This window comes from Nocardioides bruguierae (assembly GCF_023554635.1).
Taxonomy (GTDB): Bacteria; Actinomycetota; Actinomycetes; order Propionibacteriales; family Nocardioidaceae; genus Nocardioides; species Nocardioides bruguierae.
Genome location: NZ_JAMJPH010000001.1, coordinates 368393 through 384414 on the forward strand (window position 1 = coordinate 368393; position 16022 = coordinate 384414).

15 protein-coding genes are annotated in these 16022 nt (G+C 75.4%); 9 read left to right on the forward strand and 6 right to left on the reverse strand.

Annotation, left to right across the window (positions count from 1 at the left end; genetic code table 11):
* The first annotated feature begins 14 nt into the window (after positions 1–14).
* On the forward strand, positions 15–1160 hold the full coding sequence (locus tag M8316_RS01700; protein ID WP_250051411.1) for an aminotransferase class I/II-fold pyridoxal phosphate-dependent enzyme: 1146 nt from the start codon (positions 15–17) through the stop codon (positions 1158–1160).
* Between the two features lie 34 nt (positions 1161–1194).
* Here the strand turns inward: M8316_RS01700 and M8316_RS01705 are convergent, their stop codons facing one another.
* Positions 1195–2559, reverse strand: coding sequence for a GH1 family beta-glucosidase (locus M8316_RS01705; RefSeq protein WP_250051413.1), 1365 nt, complete (start codon positions 2557–2559; stop codon positions 1195–1197).
* Between the two features lie 15 nt (positions 2560–2574).
* Between M8316_RS01705 and M8316_RS01710 the strand changes: the two genes are divergently transcribed.
* The gene (locus M8316_RS01710) at positions 2575–3273 is read left to right on the forward strand and encodes a pirin family protein (protein ID WP_250051415.1); all 699 of its coding nucleotides are present in this window, start codon (positions 2575–2577) and stop codon (positions 3271–3273) included.
* Positions 3274–3328: 55 nt separating this feature from the next.
* Here the strand turns inward: M8316_RS01710 and M8316_RS01715 are convergent, their stop codons facing one another.
* Positions 3329–4930, reverse strand: coding sequence for an FAD-binding oxidoreductase (locus M8316_RS01715; RefSeq protein ID WP_250051417.1), 1602 nt, complete (start codon positions 4928–4930; stop codon positions 3329–3331).
* Between the two features lie 17 nt (positions 4931–4947).
* Here M8316_RS01715 and M8316_RS01720 point away from each other — a divergent pair, with 17 nt between their 5' ends.
* The 6 genes from M8316_RS01720 (at position 4948) to M8316_RS01745 (ending at position 11747) form a co-directional block, all read left to right on the forward strand.
* A complete protein-coding gene (locus M8316_RS01720; RefSeq protein WP_250051419.1) occupies positions 4948–5577 on the forward strand; it encodes a TetR/AcrR family transcriptional regulator in 630 nt (209 codons plus the stop codon).
* Between the two features lies 1 nt (position 5578).
* Positions 5579–7147: a glycerol-3-phosphate dehydrogenase/oxidase gene (locus M8316_RS01725; RefSeq protein WP_250051421.1), complete on the forward strand. Its 1569-nt coding sequence runs from the start codon at positions 5579–5581 to the stop codon at positions 7145–7147.
* A 129-nt stretch (positions 7148–7276) separates the two neighbouring features.
* Positions 7277–8272 (forward strand): helix-turn-helix transcriptional regulator, encoded by a 996-nt coding sequence (locus M8316_RS01730; RefSeq protein ID WP_250051422.1) that lies wholly within the window; start codon positions 7277–7279, stop codon positions 8270–8272.
* 110 nt (positions 8273–8382) lie between these two features.
* Positions 8383–9501 carry a hypothetical protein gene (locus tag M8316_RS01735; RefSeq protein ID WP_250051423.1) on the forward strand — a complete coding sequence of 373 codons (1119 nt, stop codon included), beginning with the start codon at positions 8383–8385 and terminating at the stop codon, positions 9499–9501.
* Positions 9502–9654: 153 nt separating this feature from the next.
* Complete coding sequence (locus tag M8316_RS01740; RefSeq protein WP_250051424.1) at positions 9655–10194, forward strand: NfeD C-terminal domain-containing protein; 540 nt, start codon at positions 9655–9657, stop codon at positions 10192–10194.
* Between the two features lie 47 nt (positions 10195–10241).
* Positions 10242–11747, forward strand: coding sequence for a flotillin family protein (locus M8316_RS01745; protein ID WP_250051425.1), 1506 nt, complete (start codon positions 10242–10244; stop codon positions 11745–11747).
* 374 nt (positions 11748–12121) lie between these two features.
* Here the strand turns inward: M8316_RS01745 and M8316_RS01750 are convergent, their stop codons facing one another.
* The 3 genes from M8316_RS01750 to M8316_RS01760 all read right to left on the reverse strand — a co-directional run bounded on the left by M8316_RS01750 (position 12122) and on the right by M8316_RS01760 (position 14243).
* Positions 12122–12862 (reverse strand): phosphoglyceromutase, encoded by a 741-nt coding sequence (locus M8316_RS01750; RefSeq protein ID WP_250051426.1) that lies wholly within the window; start codon positions 12860–12862, stop codon positions 12122–12124.
* A 5-nt stretch (positions 12863–12867) separates the two neighbouring features.
* Positions 12868–13404 carry a copper chaperone PCu(A)C gene (locus M8316_RS01755; RefSeq protein WP_250051427.1) on the reverse strand — a complete coding sequence of 179 codons (537 nt, stop codon included), beginning with the start codon at positions 13402–13404 and terminating at the stop codon, positions 12868–12870.
* A 77-nt stretch (positions 13405–13481) separates the two neighbouring features.
* On the reverse strand, positions 13482–14243 hold the full coding sequence (locus tag M8316_RS01760; RefSeq protein WP_250051428.1) for a UbiA family prenyltransferase: 762 nt from the start codon (positions 14241–14243) through the stop codon (positions 13482–13484).
* Positions 14244–14528: 285 nt separating this feature from the next.
* On the opposite strand from M8316_RS01760, the gene M8316_RS01765 reads away from it, so the two are divergent.
* Positions 14529–15014, forward strand: a complete 486-nt coding sequence (locus tag M8316_RS01765) for a CarD family transcriptional regulator (RefSeq protein WP_250051431.1) — start codon at positions 14529–14531, stop codon at positions 15012–15014.
* 108 nt (positions 15015–15122) lie between these two features.
* Here the strand turns inward: M8316_RS01765 and M8316_RS01770 are convergent, their stop codons facing one another.
* Entirely contained in the window at positions 15123–15941 is an 819-nt protein-coding gene (locus M8316_RS01770) for a dioxygenase family protein (RefSeq protein ID WP_250051432.1), read from the reverse strand.
* Between the last annotated feature and the right edge of the window lie 81 nt (positions 15942–16022).

Here is a 16022-nt window from a genome sequence, read left to right on the forward strand (position 1 = left end):
CCAGACTGGTCCGCGTGATCGTCGACCTCACCGACGCCCAGCTCCGTCGCGCCCTGCCCACCAAGTGGGGCTCCACCGAGGAGGGCACCGTGCCCGCTTGGGTCGCGGAGACCGACTACCAGGTGGCGCTCCCGATCCTGGACGCCGTCGGCGCAGCGGTCGCCGACGGGATGCTCGGCTACGCCCCCGGGCACGACACCCTGCAGGCCGCCGAGCTCGACGCCGCGTTCGTCGCGTTCGCGCAGCGGCACTGGGGCTGGACGCTGCCGACGGGCCGCTCCACGGTCGTCGGCGACGTGGTCGCGGGGCTCCGCCTCGTCCTGGAGACCCTGGCCGAGCCGGGGCCGGTGCTGGTGCCGACCCCGCACTACCCGCCGTTCCGCGAGGTCGTCGAGGTCACCGGCCACGAGCTGGTGATGGTCGAGGCCGACCCGGACGCCGACGACGCCGCCCTCGACCTGGCAGCCCTCGAGCGGGCGATCGTGGAGAGCGGTGCGCGGACGCTGATCCTCTGCCACCCGCACAACCCGACCGGGCGCGTGCACCGCCGCCACGAGCTGGAGGCGCTGCGCGACCTGACCCGCGCCCACGGCGTGCGCGTGGTCGTCGACGAGATCCACGCGCCCCTGGTGCTGGCGGGCTCCCCCGCGTTCGTGCCCTACCTCAGCGTCGACGAGTCCGCGGTGCTGGTCACGAGCCACTCCAAGACGTTCTCCACCGCCGGCCTGCACGCGGCACAGGTGATCACGCTGGACGACGGCGACCTAGCCGCGGTCCGCGGCGTGCCGCACGCCCAGAACGGTGGCGCGTCGGTGCTGGGGATGGTCGCCGGCACCGTCGCCTGGAACGACTGCGACGACTGGCTCGAGGCGCTGCGCGAGCGGATCGCCGAGCAGCGCGACCTGCTGGAGAAGATGCTCGACGAGCGGCTGCCGCGGGCCCGGGTGCGGCCGGTCGAGGCCACCTGCCTGGCCTGGGTCGACCTGCGCGCGTACGGGGTCGAGCGCCCTGCCGAGGCCGCCCGCGCGCACCACGTCCGCGTGGCCGAGGGCAGCGACTACCACCCCGGCCTGGCCGGCCACGTCCGCGTCAACCTCGCCACCGACGCCCGCCGGCTCGGTCTCGTCGTGGAGGGCCTCGCCGCCGGCGTCCTGCGATAGCCCCCTCCGGTCGAGGCCTCCGCTGGTCGAGGGGTCAGCCGATCGACCGCGTCCGCGACGCGATGACGTCGTGGAACCAGTCGAAGGACGCCTTGGGCACGCGCTTCTTGCAGCCCGGCTCGACGCGGACGAGGCCGAACGGCGCCTGGTAGCCCTGGGCGCCGTCGAAGCCGTCCAGCAGCGACCAGACGAACATGCCCTGCACGTCGACGCCTCGCTGGACGGCGGCGGAGACGGCGCGGAGGTGGCCGTCCAGGTAGGCGATCCGGGCGTCGTCGTCCACCACGCCCTGCTCGTCGGGGGTGTCGGCGTAGGCGGCACCGGCGGCCGTGATGCACAGCGGCGGCAGCGCGGCCCGGTAGCGGGCGCGGAAGGTGATGAGCCACTCGCGCAGCGCGTCGGGCACGACCGGCCAGCCGAGGTCGGTGGTCGGGTAGCCGAGCAGTGGCACCGGCATGAACGGGGTCTCGGCCTCCTCGGGGGCCGCGGCGATCCGCATGGGGGCGTAGTAGCTGATCCCGTAGAAGTCGAGCGGCTGGCGGATGAGCGCGAGGTCGCCCGGCTCGATCACGTCGTCGAGCAGGATCTCCAGGTCGCGCGGGTAGCGCCCCAGCAGCATCGGCTCGATGAAGAAGCCGTTCCACAACGAGTCGAACAGCTTGGTCGCGCCGACGTCCGCCTCGTCGTCGCTGGCGGGCCACATGGGCGCGTGGTGGTTCGCGCAGCCGACGCGCTCGGCCCCGGCGGCCCGCAGGGCGGACGTGGCGACGCCGTGCCCGATCAGCAGGTGGTGGGCCACGGGGATGGCGTGGAACATGAGCCGACGGCCCGGCGCGTGCGAGCCGGTGCCGTAGCCGAGGAAGGCCACGACGTTGGGCTCGTCGACCGGCACCCAGGCGCTGACCCGGTCGGCGAGCCGCTCGCCGACGAGGGCGGCGTAGTCGCCGAAGCGCGAGATCGTCTCGCGGTTGAGCCACCCGCCGTCGTCCTCGAGGCCCTGCGGCAGGTCGCCGTGGAACAGCGTGACGACGGGGTCGATCCCGGCCTTGAGCAGCGTGTCGACCAGCCGCTCGTAGTGGTCGAGGCCGGCGGCGTTGGGCGCGCCGCGGCCGCTGGGCTGCACGCGCGACCACGAGATGGAGAAGCGGTAGGCGTCCACCCCGAGGTCGGCCAGCAGCGAGACGTCCTCGCGGAACCGCCGGTAGTGGTCGGCGCCCAGGTCGCCCGCAGCCAGCCCGCCGGCCACGGCTCCGGGCCGCGCGGCGAACGTGTCCCACACGGAGGGTCCACGACCTTCCGCCTCGGGGGCACCCTCCACCTGGTAGGCGGCGGTGGCCACGCCGAGCCGGAACCCCGGCGGCAGCGGGGGCAGGCGGGGGGCATCCTGCGACGGCGGCACGAGACCATGATGTCCATGAGCGTCGAGATCCGCCGGGGAACGAGCCGATTCACCACCCGCGAGCCGGGGCGGCACACGCGCCACTCGTTCTCGTTCGGGCAGCACTACGACCCGGAACGGGTCTCGTTCGGGCGGATGACCTGCCACGACGACCACCACCTGCGGCCCGGGTCCGGTTTCAGCGAGCACCACCACGCGGGACTGGAGATCGTCACCTGGGTCCTGACCGGCGCGCTCGAGCACACCGACTCCCTCGGGCACACCGCCACCACCACGCCCGGCACCGTGGCCGTGCAGCACGCCGGCGCGGGCGTCGACCACGCCGAGGTGGCCGCGCAGGGCGTGGGCGCGACGCGGTTCGTGCAGGTCTGGCTCACCCCGGACGACGACGCCGTCGACGCGCCCGCCTCGTTCGAGTCGCTCCCGGTGGACCCGGAGGCCCTGGCCTCGGGCGACCTGGTCGACACCGGCGCCCGGCCCCGGTCCGGCGACGCGCGGCTGCTGGTCGCCCGGCTGCCCGCCGGTGGGTCGGTGACCCTGCCGGTGGCACCCCTCGTCCACTGCTTCGTGGCGCGCGGGGCGCTGGTCCGCTCGAGCCTGGCGGAGCCGCTGGAGGCGGGCGACGCGTTCCTGCTGGACGGCGAGACCGAGGCCCGCACGGTCACCGCGGCCGTGGCCACCGAGCTGCTCGTCTGGACGCTGCCCGCGCGCTGAGGCAGCACCCCGCCGGTCGCGGGGCGTGCGGCGCCGGCCAGGGCGCGAGGACAGGTCAGGGCACGAGCACCCCGGGGTTGAGCACGCCCGTGGGGTCCAGCTCCGCCTTGAGCGCGCGCAGCACGCCGACCCCGACGTCCCCGACCTCGTGGTGCAGCCAGGGGCGGTGGTCGCGGCCCACGGCGTGGTGGTGGGTGATCGTGCCGCCCGCGGCCACGATCGCCTCGCACGCGGCCGCCTTGGCGGCACCCCACCGCGCGGCACGGTCCTGCCCGCCGGGAGCGGCGACGGTGAAGTAGAGCGAGCAGCCGGTCTCGTAGACGTGGCTGACGTGGCACAGCACGAGCGTGCCGTCACCGAGCGAGGCGGAGACGGCGTCGGTGACGGCCGCCTTGAGCCCGTCGACGCCGGACCAGAAGGTCGCCGTCTCCAGCGTCTCGACCAGCACGCCGACGTCCAGCAGCGCGTCGCGCAGGTAGGGCCCGTGGAAGCGCCCGTCGCGCCACGCCTCGCCCGGGCCGGCGCCCAGGTCGGTGCCGCCGTGGGCCGCGAGCACCTCGGCCACCTCCTCCCAGCGTCGTGCCACGTGCCGCGCGGAGCCCTCGACGTCGACCACCACGAGGCACCCGGCGGAGGCGGCCTCGCCGACGGCGGAGGGGTCGGCCAGGTTGAGCGCCGTCTCGGTCTCGTCCGAGATCCGCAGCACCGTGGGCAGCAGGCCCTCCTGCGCCAGCGTGCGCACGGCCGTCGTGGCGGCGGCGAAGTCCGGCAGGCGCCAGCCGCCGAACCGCGCGCTCGAGGGCGCCCGGCGCACCCGCACCGTCACCTCGGTGACCACGCCGAACGCGCCCTCGGACCCCAGCAGCACCTGACGCAGGTCGGGGCCGGCGGCCGAGGCCGGGGCCACGCCGAGGCGCCACTGCCCACGGGGCGTGGCGGCGCGCAGGCCGACCACCATCGCGTCGAAGCGTCCGTAGCCGGCCGAGGCCTGCCCCGACGAGCGGGTCGCGGCGAACCCGCCGATGCTGGCGTGCTCGAAGGACTGCGGGTAGTGCCCCAGCACCAGCCCGTGCTCGGCCAGCAGCGCCTCGGCGGCCGGCCCCCGCAGCCCGGCGCCGAGGGTCGCGGTCAGGGACACCTCGTCCAGCGCGAGCAGGGAGTCGAGCCGCACCAGGTCGAGGCTGAGGGCCCCCGCGAGGCCGGCCTCCCGGGCGGTGCGGCCGCCCGCGACGCCGCCGACGACCCCGGTGCCCCCGCCGAACGGCACCACCGCGACCCGGTGGGCCACCGCCAGGTCGAGCACCGCCTGCACCTGGTCGTGGTCGGCCGGGCGCACCACGAGGTCGGGTGCGTCCGCCACGTCCCCGGCGCGGGCGCGCAGCAGGTCCGGGGTCGACTTGCCGGCGGTGCGCAGCCGACGCAGCGCGTCGCCGTCGTCCACGTGCGCGGGGCCGAGGAGGTCGACCAGTGCGGTGCGGACGGCGGCGGGCAGACCGTCGGCCGGGGGCGTGCCGAGCGGCGCGGGCGGCGTCTCGGCCAGCCCGAAGGCGAGCTCGACGAGGCCGCGGGCGGCGGGCGCCAGGGGCTCGGCGCAGTCGGTGGGGCCCCAGCGCTGCGGGTCCATCTCGGTCGGCGGGGCTGTACGGGAGACGTCCATGCGTTACAGTGTGACACATGCCGTCACTTCGTAACACCGCTGACAGCGAGGGCGACTCCTCCCGCCAGGACGTCTACCTGGACGCGGCGCGCGCCTGCCTCCTCGACCTCGGCTGGCGGCGCACCACCCTCACCGAGGTCTCCCGACGGGCCGCGGTCAGCCGGATGACGATCTACCGCACGTGGGCGGACATGCCGACCCTGCTGGGCGACCTGATGACCCGCGAGTGGTCGCGAGTGATGGCCGACGTGCTGGCGAGCCGCCCCGACGAGGCCCGCCCGGACCGGCCCGTCGACCTGCTCGTGGACGACCTGCTGGCCGCCGTGCGGGCCCTGCGCGAGAACGAGCTGTTCGCCCGGATCGTCGAGCTCGACCCCGAGCTGCTCCTGCCCTACCTGCTCAACCGCCGCGGCCGCAGCCAGGAGCAGATGGCCCAGGTCGTGGCCGGCGCCGTCGCCCGCTGCCAGGAGGCCGGCGCCGCCCGTGCCGGTGACCCGGTGCTCCTCGCCCGCGCGCTGCTGCTCACGCTGCACGGCCACGTCCTCTCCCGCCAGACGATGGTGGACGACGCGGTGGGCGAGGCGGCCCTCGAGGCCGAGCTCGCCCACCAGCTGCGGGCCTCGCTCGCGCCCACGGACGGCGCCTGAGATGACCCCCGGCACCACGCCGCGCGTGCGCGCCGGGCTGGCCGACGCGCCGACCCAGGTCGACGTCCTCGTGGTCGGGCTGGGCGCCACCGGCGCCGGCGTCGCGCTCGACGCCGCCGCGCGTGGCCTGCGGGTCCTGGTCGTCGACGCCCACGACCTCGCCCACGGCACCTCGCGGTGGAGCAGCAAGCTGGTGCACGGCGGCCTGCGCTACCTCGCTCACGGCCAGGTCGGGGTGGCGCGCGAGTCCGCGATCGAGCGGGGCCTGCTGATGAGCCGCACCGCCCCGCACCTGACCCACCCGCTGCCGATGCTGGTGCCCCTCACCGAGGCCACCGGCCACCGCGAGGCCGCGGTCGTGCGCACCGGCCTGGCCGCGGGCGACCTGCTGCGGCACGCGGCGGGCACGGGAGCGGGTGAGCTGCCCCGCTCCCGACGCGTCGGCGCCGCCGAGGCCCTCGCCCTGGCGCCCGCCCTGCGACCCACCGGCCTGCGCGGTGGCCTCCTCGGCTGGGACGGTCGCCTCGAGGACGACGCCCGCCTCGTGGTCACCCTCGCCCGGACGGCGGCCCAGCACGGCGCGCACGTGCGCACCCGCGTCCGCGTCGTGGCCACCCGCCCCGGCGGGGCCGACCTGCTCGACGCCCGCACCGGCGAGCAGCGGGAGGTCCACGCCCGCCTGGTCGTCAACGCCTCGGGCGTGTGGGCGGGCGACCTGGACCCCTCGCTCCGGCTCACGCCCAGCCGCGGCACCCACCTGGTGGTGCGCACGGCCGCGCTCGGAGGGCTGTCGACGGCGCTCTCGGTGCCCGTGCCCGGTGAGCGTGCCCGCTTCGTGCTGCTGCTGCCCCAGCCGGACGGCACCACCTACGTCGGCCTCACCGACGAGCCGGCCCCCGGGCCGGTGCCCGACGTGCCCGAGCCGACGCCCGGCGAGGTCGCCTTCCTGGTCGACGTGCTCGGCGGCGTGCTCGCCCACCCGCCGGGCCCCGCCGACCTCCTCGGCGCGTTCGCGGGGCTGCGCCCGCTGCTGGCCGGCGCGGGCGGCAGCGGCACCGCGGACCTCTCGCGACGGCACGCCGTCCGCGTGCGGGGCGCCGGGAGTCGTGCCGGTGCCGGTGCCGTGGTCACCGTGGTCGGCGGCAAGCTCACCACCTACCGCCGCATGGCTCAGGACGCCCTCGACGCCGGCCTCGAGGCGACCGGCCTCGCCGCCGGCGCCTGCCGCACCCGCGACCTGCCGCTGGCCGGCGCTGCGCCGCGGCCCGTGCTCGCGGCGCTGGACGCACCGCCCCGCCTCGTCCGCCGCTTCGGCACGGACGCCTCGCTGGTGCTCGCCACCGCGCGCTCGGTCACCGGCCTGGACGACGTCACGCTGCTGGCGCCGGCCTCGCCCACCGCGCCGGTGACCCTCGCCGAGCTGGTCTTCGGCGTGACCCACGAGGGGGCTGCCGAGGTCGAGGACCTGCTGGACCGCCGCACCCGGGTCGGGCTCGTGCCGACCGACACCGACCAGGTGCGACCCCTGGCCGAGCGGGCGCTCGCACTGGCCGGCGCGGCACCCGTCTGAACGGTACGGGCGTGCACGCCGGCCCCTCGCCGAGCCCGCGATTACGGACCGGCACGCCCCGCCGCGACGCGCGCCCAAGAATTGCCTGAAGTCCCCTCCTAGGCCCTCGATCCTCCCTAGGCTCTGCTCATGTCCCTGACTCCCCCGCCCCTCCTCGAGGTCCCCCTGGCGGTCGGCGCGGGCGTCCCCGTCTCGCTCGAGATCGGACGGGCGACCGCGCAGCTGCGCGCCGGGCGGATCGGCCTGGCCCTGGCAGCCCTCACCTCGGTGGACGCTGATGCACTGAGCGACCTCGACCGCGCCCACCTGCGGCACGCCGAGTGCGACGTGCGCATGGCCCGCGGCGAGCTCGACCAGGCAGTCCGCGTCGTCGAGAGTGCCCGCGCCGAGGCCGCCGGCTCCGACGCCCAGACCCACGCCGTGCTCGCCCTCACCCAGGGCCAGCTCGCCCTGGCCCAGGGGCGCTACGAGGACGCGGCGGGGCACTTCACCGCCGTCCACGAACTGCTGCCGTCGGCCGACCCGGCCTGGCTGCCGTGGCGCACCGGCCTGGCCCTCGCGCTCGTGCACCTCTCCCGGCGCCACGAGGCCGAGGAGCACGCCCGCACCCACGTGCGGCTGGCGTTCGCCTCCGGCTCCCAGCACGCCCACGCCCACGCCCTGCGGACGCTGGCCAACGTCACCTCCGCCACCGACCGCGCCGACCTCCTCGAGGCGGCCCGGCAGACCCTGCTCGGCATCGAGGCCGGGCGCCTGACCGCCCAGATCGACACCGACCTGGCGGGCCTGCGCCTGCTCGCGGGCGACCGCGACACCGCGGTGCTGCTGCTGCGCGGGGCCGAGTCGTTCGCCGGCCGCCAGGGCCTCGGCCCGCTCCTGGCTCGCGTGCACAAGCTGCTCGCGATCGTGGGCGAGCACCCCGCCACCACCGGCAGCGACGCCGCGGCCGACCTGACCCCGGGCGAGCGTCGCGTGGCGGCACTGGCCACCCAGGGCCTGACGAACCGCCAGGTCGCCGCGGAGCTGCAGGTGACGGTCAAGGCCGTCGAGTGGCACCTGTCCCGGGTCTACCGCAAGCTCTCCATCTCCAACCGCCGGGAGCTGGCCGCCGCGCTCGGCTCCTGAGCCCGAGCACCCGGCGGTTCCCAGCCCCCCGTTCCAGGCCCCGTTCCCAGCCCGCGCCCGTCCTCGCGTTCGCCCCCCGGCGCCCGGGTACCGGTGCGACCATGGCGGGCGTGAGTGCTGCGACCCCCCGCGCACGTGCGCGCCGCCCGTGGTCGGCGCGCGCCCTCGCGCTGGTCGCCGCGGCCGGGCTGCTGGGCCCGGGGCTGGCCGCCTGCGGGCTGGTGGGCGGCACCCCCCAGGCGCTCGAGGGGCGCGTGCGGCAGGCCCCCGGCGTGGTCGAGGTCGCCGTGCCCGACCCCGACGACGGGGAGCAGGCCCGCATCGACGTCCAGCTGGCCGACGACCTGGACACCGCCTCGGTCGTGGCCGTCGTGCAGCGCACCGTCGACGCCGTCGACTCCGCCGACTACACCCCGTTCCGGCTGCGCCTGCTCGACAGCGAGCACTGCACGCCCGAGTCCTGCGGGTGGATCGAGATCGACGGCGACCGCCTCCTCGGCCCCGGTGCCGGCGCCGAGGTGGCCACCGAGGTCGCCGACGCCGTGGACGTGTGGCGGTCCTGGAGCGACGCGCTGGACGGGTCGGTCGTGCTCTCCCTCGCCGCGACCGACACCCTCACGGCCCGCAGCGACTCGCTGACCCAGGCCCTGGCCGCGCTCGCGCAGGACGCGGTGACGCTGCCCGGCACGCTGGCGGGCCACGTCCGCCTCGACCTCGGCGACGCGCGCCGTCGCCTGGTGGTGACCGGCGCCCCCGACGACCGGGACCGCGACCTCGTGCGGCGGCTCAGCGCCGGGCTGCCGCGGGGCGGCGACACGCTCCCGGTGGCCTGGAGCCTCCAGGTCGGTGCCGCGGGCGCGGGCGGCGCGGACGTCGACCACGTGCTGCTGCGGGTGGCCACCGCGTCCGCGTCGCCCGAGGGCGTGAGCCGCTGGACGCCCTCGTCACGACCCCTGCGACGCTGGCTGGGCTCCGCGCTGCGCACGCTCTCCGACGCAGGGCAGCGCACCGGGGAGCGCACCGGGGCGGGCACCGTGCAGGTCTCGCTCGAGGACGCGCAGGAGGCCTCCACCACCGCCCTGACCGACCACCCCCTGGCCGTGCGGCGGCTGGGGTGGTGGGTGGCCGGGCAGGAGCCGATCACCCGCCGCGTGGCCTCCCTGCCCGGTGCCGAGGCCTGGGACCGGTGGCTGGCCCAACGGGCTGCCGAGGTCGCCGGTACCGGCTGAGCACGCCCGTCCTCCACAGGTCAGGGCCGACCCGCCCGGCACCCGGTGCGGCGATGGGGCAGGATGACCCTGTCGAGGTAAAGAAGTGCGCGGCGAACGCACGGACGTGCTCGTCGTCACGACCGTGATCGATCCCCTGGAGGCTGCCCCGCGATGACCGTCTTCCTCGTCCTCGGCGTGGCCGGCGTCCTGGTGCTGGCCCTCTCCCTGGTGCTGGGCGACGTGCTGGACGGGCCGATCGAGGGTCTCCTCGACGGCCTCTTCGACGGTCTGGGCAGCGACGTGTTCTCCACGGCGGTGCTCGGCTCCTTCGTCTCCGCGCTCGGGTTCTCCGGCGCCATCGCCGAGGCGCTGGGCGCACCGACCCTGGTCAGCACCGCCGTCGGCGTGGGCGGCGGCCTGGTCTTCGGCGCCCTGGCGGTCTGGCTGACCCGGCTCCTGCGCCACGACGACGCCACGGAGCCGCCCAGCACCACCACCGCGGTCGGCTACGAGGGCGTCGTCCTCACCGCCGTCCCGGTCGACGGCTACGGCACCGTCCGCGTGCTGGTCGGCACCCGTGCGCTGCGGGTGAACGCCCGGCTCGACGGCGACCACCCGCTCCCGCTGGAGGCGGGCGAGCGCATCCAGGTCACCGGCTCCGTCTCCCCCACCGCGGTCACCGTCGCGCCCCTGTGGCGCGAGCTGGGCTGACCGCCCACCGCTCCCGGCTCCACCCCACCGTTCTCGGAAGGAACCCCATGGAACTGCTCCTGCCCATCGGCGGCCTCGTGGTCGTCCTCGTCCTCCTGATCCTGCTGGTCACCAGCAGGTACAAGGTCGCCGGGCCGAACGAGGCGTTCATCGTCACGGGCCGCAAGGGCAGGGCGGTGGTCAACCCGGAGACGGGCGAGCTGACCACGGACCTCTCGGGCCAGAAGGTCATCCTCGGCGGCGGCACCTTCGTCATCCCCTTCGTGCAGAAGCTGGGCACGCTGGACCTCTCCAGCCGCCGCATCTCGGTGCAGATCCGCGGCGCCGTCTCCGGCCAGGGCATCAAGCTCAACGTCGAGGGCGTCGCCATCGTGAAGGTCGGCGGCAACGCCGACCAGATCCGGCTGGCGGCCCAGCGCTTCCTCTCCCAGCAGGAGGACGTCGAGCCGTTCACCCAGGAGGTCCTCGCGGGTGCGCTGCGCTCGATCGTCGGCGGCCTGACGGTGGAGCAGATCATCCGCGACCGTGCCGCCTTCGCCCAGCGCGTGGCGGACGAGTCGGAGAACTCCCTGACCGGCCAGGGCCTCATCCTCGACACCTTCCAGATCCAGGACGTCACCGACGACGGCTCCTACCTCGCCGACCTGGGCCGACCCGAGGCCGCGCGCGTGGCCCAGGAGGCCCGCATCGCCGAGGCCAACGCCCGCCAGGCCGCCGAGCAGGCGCAGATCGCCGCCGAGCAGGAGATCGCGGTCTCGCAGCGCGTGCTCGCCCTGAAGCAGGCCGAGATCAAGGCCGAGACCGACGCCGCTGCCGCCCAGGCCGCCGCGTCCGGCCCGCTGGCCCAGGCCGACCGCGACCAGGCGATCCTCACCGAGCAGGAGAAGGTGGCCGTGCGCCAGGCGGCGCTGACCGAGCGCCAGCTCGAGACCGAGGTCCGCAAGCCCGCCGACGCGCAGCGCTACAAGGTCGAGCAGGAGGCCGAGGCCAAGCGGTCGGCCGAGATCGCGGCCGCCGAGGCGCGCAAGGCCTCCACCATCCGGGCCGCCGAGGCGCAGGCCGAGGAGGCCCGCCTCACCGGTGAGGCCGAGAAGTCCCGCCGTGCCGCGCTCGCCGAGGCCGAGGCGATCGAGGGTGAGCGCCGCGGTGCCGCGGAGCGCGCCCGGCGTACCGCCGAGGCCGACGCGACCCGCGTCGAGGGCGAGGCCCAGGCCGCCGCGATCGCCGCGGTCGGTCAGGCCGAGGCCGAGGCCATGGACAAGCGCGCGCAGGCGTTCGCCGACTACAACGACGCCGCGGTGCTCCAGATGCTGATCGAGATGCTGCCCCAGCTCGCCAAGGAGGTCGCGGCGCCCATGGCGTCGATCACCGAGCTCACCGTCCTCTCCACCGAGGGCGCCGGCGCCCTGCCGCAGCAGGTCACCACGAACATCGCCCACACGATGGAGATGCTGAAGTCCGCCACCGGGATCGACCTGGAGTCGATGGTCAAGGGCGCCGTCGCCAAGGCCACCCCCGAGGGTGCCGAGACCAGCCTGCCGAACGGCTCCTGACCGGGTCCTCCTGACGCCCCTGCTGGGGGCGTCAGGTGGGCTGGTCCAGCCCTCTGCCCGAACGGGTTACCTCAACCCGGGGAGGCGCGGTGAAACGTGGTCTCAGGCTGGTCGGGGGTGCCATGATGTGCGCGTCGAACTCGGAGGGAGCACTTCGATCGACTGCGGAGCCCCTTGCTGACCCCATGCGGCAAGGGGCTCCGTCCCCGGCCCGGGGGGGGGGCCCCCCCCCCCCCCCGGCCCCCCCCCCCCCCGGGGCCGCCCCCCCCCCCCCCGCCCCCCCCCCGGGGGGGGGGGGCCCCCCCCCCCCCCACCCCCCCCGCCCCCCCCCCCGGGGGGGGGGGCCGCCGCTTCGTGCGTCGTGGCTGCCGGGCTCAGCGGCCCTGGTTCGCGACCGCGGCAGCGGCGGCGGCGGCCGCCTCCGGGTCGAGGTAGCGACCGCCCTTCTCCACGGGGGAGAAGGAGTCGTCCAGCTCGTAGACCAGCGGCTGGCCGGTGGGGATGTTCAGCCCGGCGATGTCGTCGTCGCTGATCCCGTCGAGGTGCTTGACGATCGCGCGCAGCGAGTTGCCGTGCGCGGCCACCAGGACGACCTTGCCGGCCGCCAGGTCGGCGGTGATGTCGGACTCCCAGTAGGGGAGCATCCGCTCGATGACGTCCTTGAGGCACTCGGTGCGGGGCATCTCGTCGCCGAGGTCGGCGTACTGGGGCAGGCCCACCTGCGAGAACTCGTCGTCGTCGGCCAGGACCGGCGGCGGCACGTCGAAGGAGCGGCGCCAGAGCATGAACTGCTCCTCGCCGTACTCGTCGAGGGTCTGCTTCTTGTTCTTGCCCTGGAGGCCGCCGTAGTGGCGCTCGTTGAGGCGCCAGGAGCGCTTCACCGGGATCCAGTGCCGGTCGGCCTCGCTCAGCGCCATGGCCGAGGTGTTGATCGCGCGACGCAGCAGGGAGGTGTGCACGACGTCGGGGAGGACGCCGGCCTCCTTCATCAGCCTGCCGCCGCGGACCGCCTCGTCACGGCCCTTGTCGTTGAGGTCGACGTCCACCCAACCGGTGAACAGGTTCTTGGCGTTCCACTCGCTCTCGCCGTGGCGGAGCAGGATCAGGGTCGACATGCGTCTCAGTGCTCTCCGTAGGTGACCACGGGCTCCTCGGCCTCGCAGTCGTAGGTCTCGCCGGTCGCGGTGGTGCTGGCGGTGTCGAAGCCCTCGAACTCGCGGCAGGCCGGGACGACCGGCACGTCCATCGTCGCGGACTCGCCGTTGTCGAAGGTGAAGGTCAGCTCGAGCACGTCGCCGGCGGCGAACGAGCCGGTCAGGCCGATGCCGTCCTCGGTGGTGCCGACGCCGGTGTAGCCGTCGGGGGCGACGTCGATGGGGTCGAAGTCGGCCACGGTGACGCTGGTGTCGGCGGCGCTGAGGCCGGTCAGCGACAGCTCGTCGGCGGCGGTGTTGGCCAGGCCCCCGACGAAGGTGCCCGCGTCGTCCTGCGCGGCGACCACGACGGCCGAGAGGACGTTGACCTCCGTCTCGCGGTCGTTGGTGCCCGCGGCGGGCGTGTACACCTGGTCGGTGGCGAGGTCGAAGCCGCACGACGAGAGGGTCGTGGTGAGCGCGACCGCGCCGGTGACGAGCGCGAGGTTGCGGCGCAGAGACATGTTCGGTGCCTTCGTGTCGGACGTGGAGCCAGCGGGTAGAGGGTACCGCTGCCGGGGGTCGGTGCCGCGACCGGGCGTCAGGTGCCGGACGGCGCGGCGACGCCCAGCCAGAGCAGGCCCGCGGCCACGGCGGCGAGGAACACGACGGTCAGCGCGAGCAGCCGGTTGGCGCCCAGGCCGAGCCCCAGCCGCAGGGGCAGGGTGTCCCACCCCTCGTCCCGGTCGTCGACGAGCCCCCAGACGGCGGTGAGCACGTGCACGCCGACGCCCGCGAGCGCGGCCAGCCCCACGGCCAGCGGGTGCGGCGGCTCGCCCACGTGCAGCCCGCCCCAGCCGCCGTAGGACAGGAAGCCCGGGTAGAGCGCCCAGGCCAACGCCCACGGCCACCACGACGCGGGCCCGCGCCGGCCGACGCGGGTGCCGACGACGCCGATCGCCACCGACGCCAGGTAGAAGCCGGCGGCCACCAGGCCGTTGGCCACCGACAGCGGGACGAGGACCAGCACCGCGCACGCCGCCGCGAACCCCGCCGTCCCCCGCTCGAGCCGGCCGTCGGCCACGGGCTTGCGGCGCCGCCGGTGCCGGGCGTCGAGGTCGGCGTCGGCCACGTCGTTGACCCAGCCGAGCACGAGCTGGCCGACGGCCACGGTGGCGGCCACCAGGGCGACCTCGCGGCCGGGCCTGCCGGTGACCGCGGCGGCGACGGCGAGGGCGACCGTGACGGCCAGGGCCCGCGCGGGGTGCGCCGCCAGCACCAGGGCCACCGGGGCGGGCAGGGGGCGGCCGGTGGGAGGCGCCGCCACGTCGTTGACGTCGGTCTGCTGCTCGGCGGGGGGCATGTGGCCAGTATCACCGTTCCCGCCCACGGTGGTGGGAGCGCCGTGCGGGCGGCCCTGACCTGGGGCGGGTGGTCCCGGGCGGGGGTTCGTCCGTGGCCGACGTTCGGCCCCCGGCGTCCGACCCACCGGAGGCTTGCCTGGCGGGGCGGGACTTGCTATCGCGTGCGTGAGCCACCCGGGTTTCGGCTTGTCAAGCCCGGATCAAGGCCCTGACCTGCACAAACAGTGGCCGGGGGCAACGAGGTCGTGCTATCGTTGTCCACCTGAGGAAGGGGAACCTGGCACATGACTTTCACTGTCGGCGAGACCGTCGTCTACCCCAATCACGGGGCTGCCGTCATCGAAGACATCGAGACCCGCAAGATCAAGGGCGAGGACCGTCAGTACCTGGTCCTGCGCATCGTGGCACAGCAGGACCTGGTGGTCCGGGTCCCGGCGTGCAACCTGGACCTCGTCGGCGTGCGTGACGTCGTCGACAAGGACGGGCTGGACCGAGTGTTCGACATCCTGCGTGCGCAGCAGGTCGAGGAGCCGACCAACTGGTCGCGTCGCTACAAGGCGAACCTCGAGAAGCTGCACAGCGGCGACGTCATGAAGGTGGCCGAGGTCGTCCGCGACCTGTGGCGCCGTGAGCGCGACCGCGGGCTGTCGGCCGGCGAGAAGCGCATGCTGGCGAAGGCTCGCCAGATCCTGGTCTCCGAGCTCGCGCTCGCGGAGTCCACCAACGAGGACAAGGCCGAGGCCATCCTCGACGAGGTGCTCGCGTCCTGACCTGACGGTCCGGCACGACCCACGCGACCGACCCCCGCCACCCACCAGGGTGACGGGGGTCGTCCGCGTCCGGAGGCCCGCAGGTGCCGAGCGGCCCGACCGGGGTGCTCAGACGTCGATCGGCACCTGGAGGTAGGCGCGGTAGCCCCGGCGGAGCGTGCCCTTCACCCGGGCGAGTTGGTCGACGCCGCCGTCGTCGCCGAACACGTTGTCGCTGGACAGCGAGATCTGGTCCAGGTTGGTGGCCGAGTCGCCGTAGAGCCGAGGACGCTTGGCGTAGACGTGGGCGGCCACCTTGCGCGGCAGCGCCAGCTGCGAGGTCGCCACCGGGGTGCCGGAGCGGGTCGCGGCGCGCTTGGAGCGGTAGACCTCGAAGTGGACGTGCGGCCACCGGCCCGGGTAGCAGCCGGGGAGGACGCTGCGGAAGCGCACGATGCCCTTCTCGCCGCTCACCTGCACCCCGCGCAGCCAGTTCTGGTCGGTCACCCCGGCGGAGTACATCGAGTAGCGGCCCTTGGCGTCGCAGTGCCACGCGTACACCGCGTAGCCCTCGAGGGGGTCGCAGTCGCCGGTGGAGACGAGCCGCAGCGTCAGGGTGAGGTCGATGCCCTGCGCGCGGCGGTGGGTGTCGCCGAAGCTGCGGCGGATGTCGCGGCGCACGACGCCGCTGTCGTCCAGGACGTTCGGTCCGTTGGAGCCGTCGCCCGGGTAGGGACCCGCGGTCTCGGCCGGGATCTCGCTCCCCGAGCAGGTCGCGGCCGAGGCCGGCGTGCCGGAGCCGAGCAGCAGCGCGCCGCCGGTGCCGAGGGCGCCCGCGCCGAGGAGGGAGAGGACCGTGCGACGGTCGCGGAGGTAGGCCAGGTCGAACCGGAGCCCGCGGTCGAGGAGGTCCCCGCCCTGCTCCTCGCTGTGGTGGTGGTCGGTCATGGCAGGGGAGACAAGCGCCCGCACCTGTGAGACCGGCCGCGACCCGCCGTGGCACGCCTGTGCGGGGCCCGCGTCCCGCGC

Coding starts and splice junctions, on each gene's coding strand:
- M8316_RS01710 (WP_250051415.1), top strand. CDS start 2,575: ATGAGCGTCGAGATCCGCCGGGGAACGAGCCGATTCACCACCCGCGAG.
- M8316_RS01715 (WP_250051417.1), bottom strand. CDS start 4,930: ATGGACGTCTCCCGTACAGCCCCGCCGACCGAGATGGACCCGCAGCGC.
- M8316_RS01720 (WP_250051419.1), top strand. CDS start 4,948: ATGCCGTCACTTCGTAACACCGCTGACAGCGAGGGCGACTCCTCCCGC.
- M8316_RS01725 (WP_250051421.1), top strand. CDS start 5,579: ATGACCCCCGGCACCACGCCGCGCGTGCGCGCCGGGCTGGCCGACGCG.
- M8316_RS01730 (WP_250051422.1), top strand. CDS start 7,277: ATGTCCCTGACTCCCCCGCCCCTCCTCGAGGTCCCCCTGGCGGTCGGC.
- M8316_RS01740 (WP_250051424.1), top strand. CDS start 9,655: ATGACCGTCTTCCTCGTCCTCGGCGTGGCCGGCGTCCTGGTGCTGGCC.
- M8316_RS01745 (WP_250051425.1), top strand. CDS start 10,242: ATGGAACTGCTCCTGCCCATCGGCGGCCTCGTGGTCGTCCTCGTCCTC.
- M8316_RS01750 (WP_250051426.1), bottom strand. CDS start 12,862: ATGTCGACCCTGATCCTGCTCCGCCACGGCGAGAGCGAGTGGAACGCC.
- M8316_RS01755 (WP_250051427.1), bottom strand. CDS start 13,404: ATGTCTCTGCGCCGCAACCTCGCGCTCGTCACCGGCGCGGTCGCGCTC.
- M8316_RS01760 (WP_250051428.1), bottom strand. CDS start 14,243: ATGCCCCCCGCCGAGCAGCAGACCGACGTCAACGACGTGGCGGCGCCT.
- M8316_RS01765 (WP_250051431.1), top strand. CDS start 14,529: ATGACTTTCACTGTCGGCGAGACCGTCGTCTACCCCAATCACGGGGCT.
- M8316_RS01770 (WP_250051432.1), bottom strand. CDS start 15,941: ATGACCGACCACCACCACAGCGAGGAGCAGGGCGGGGACCTCCTCGAC.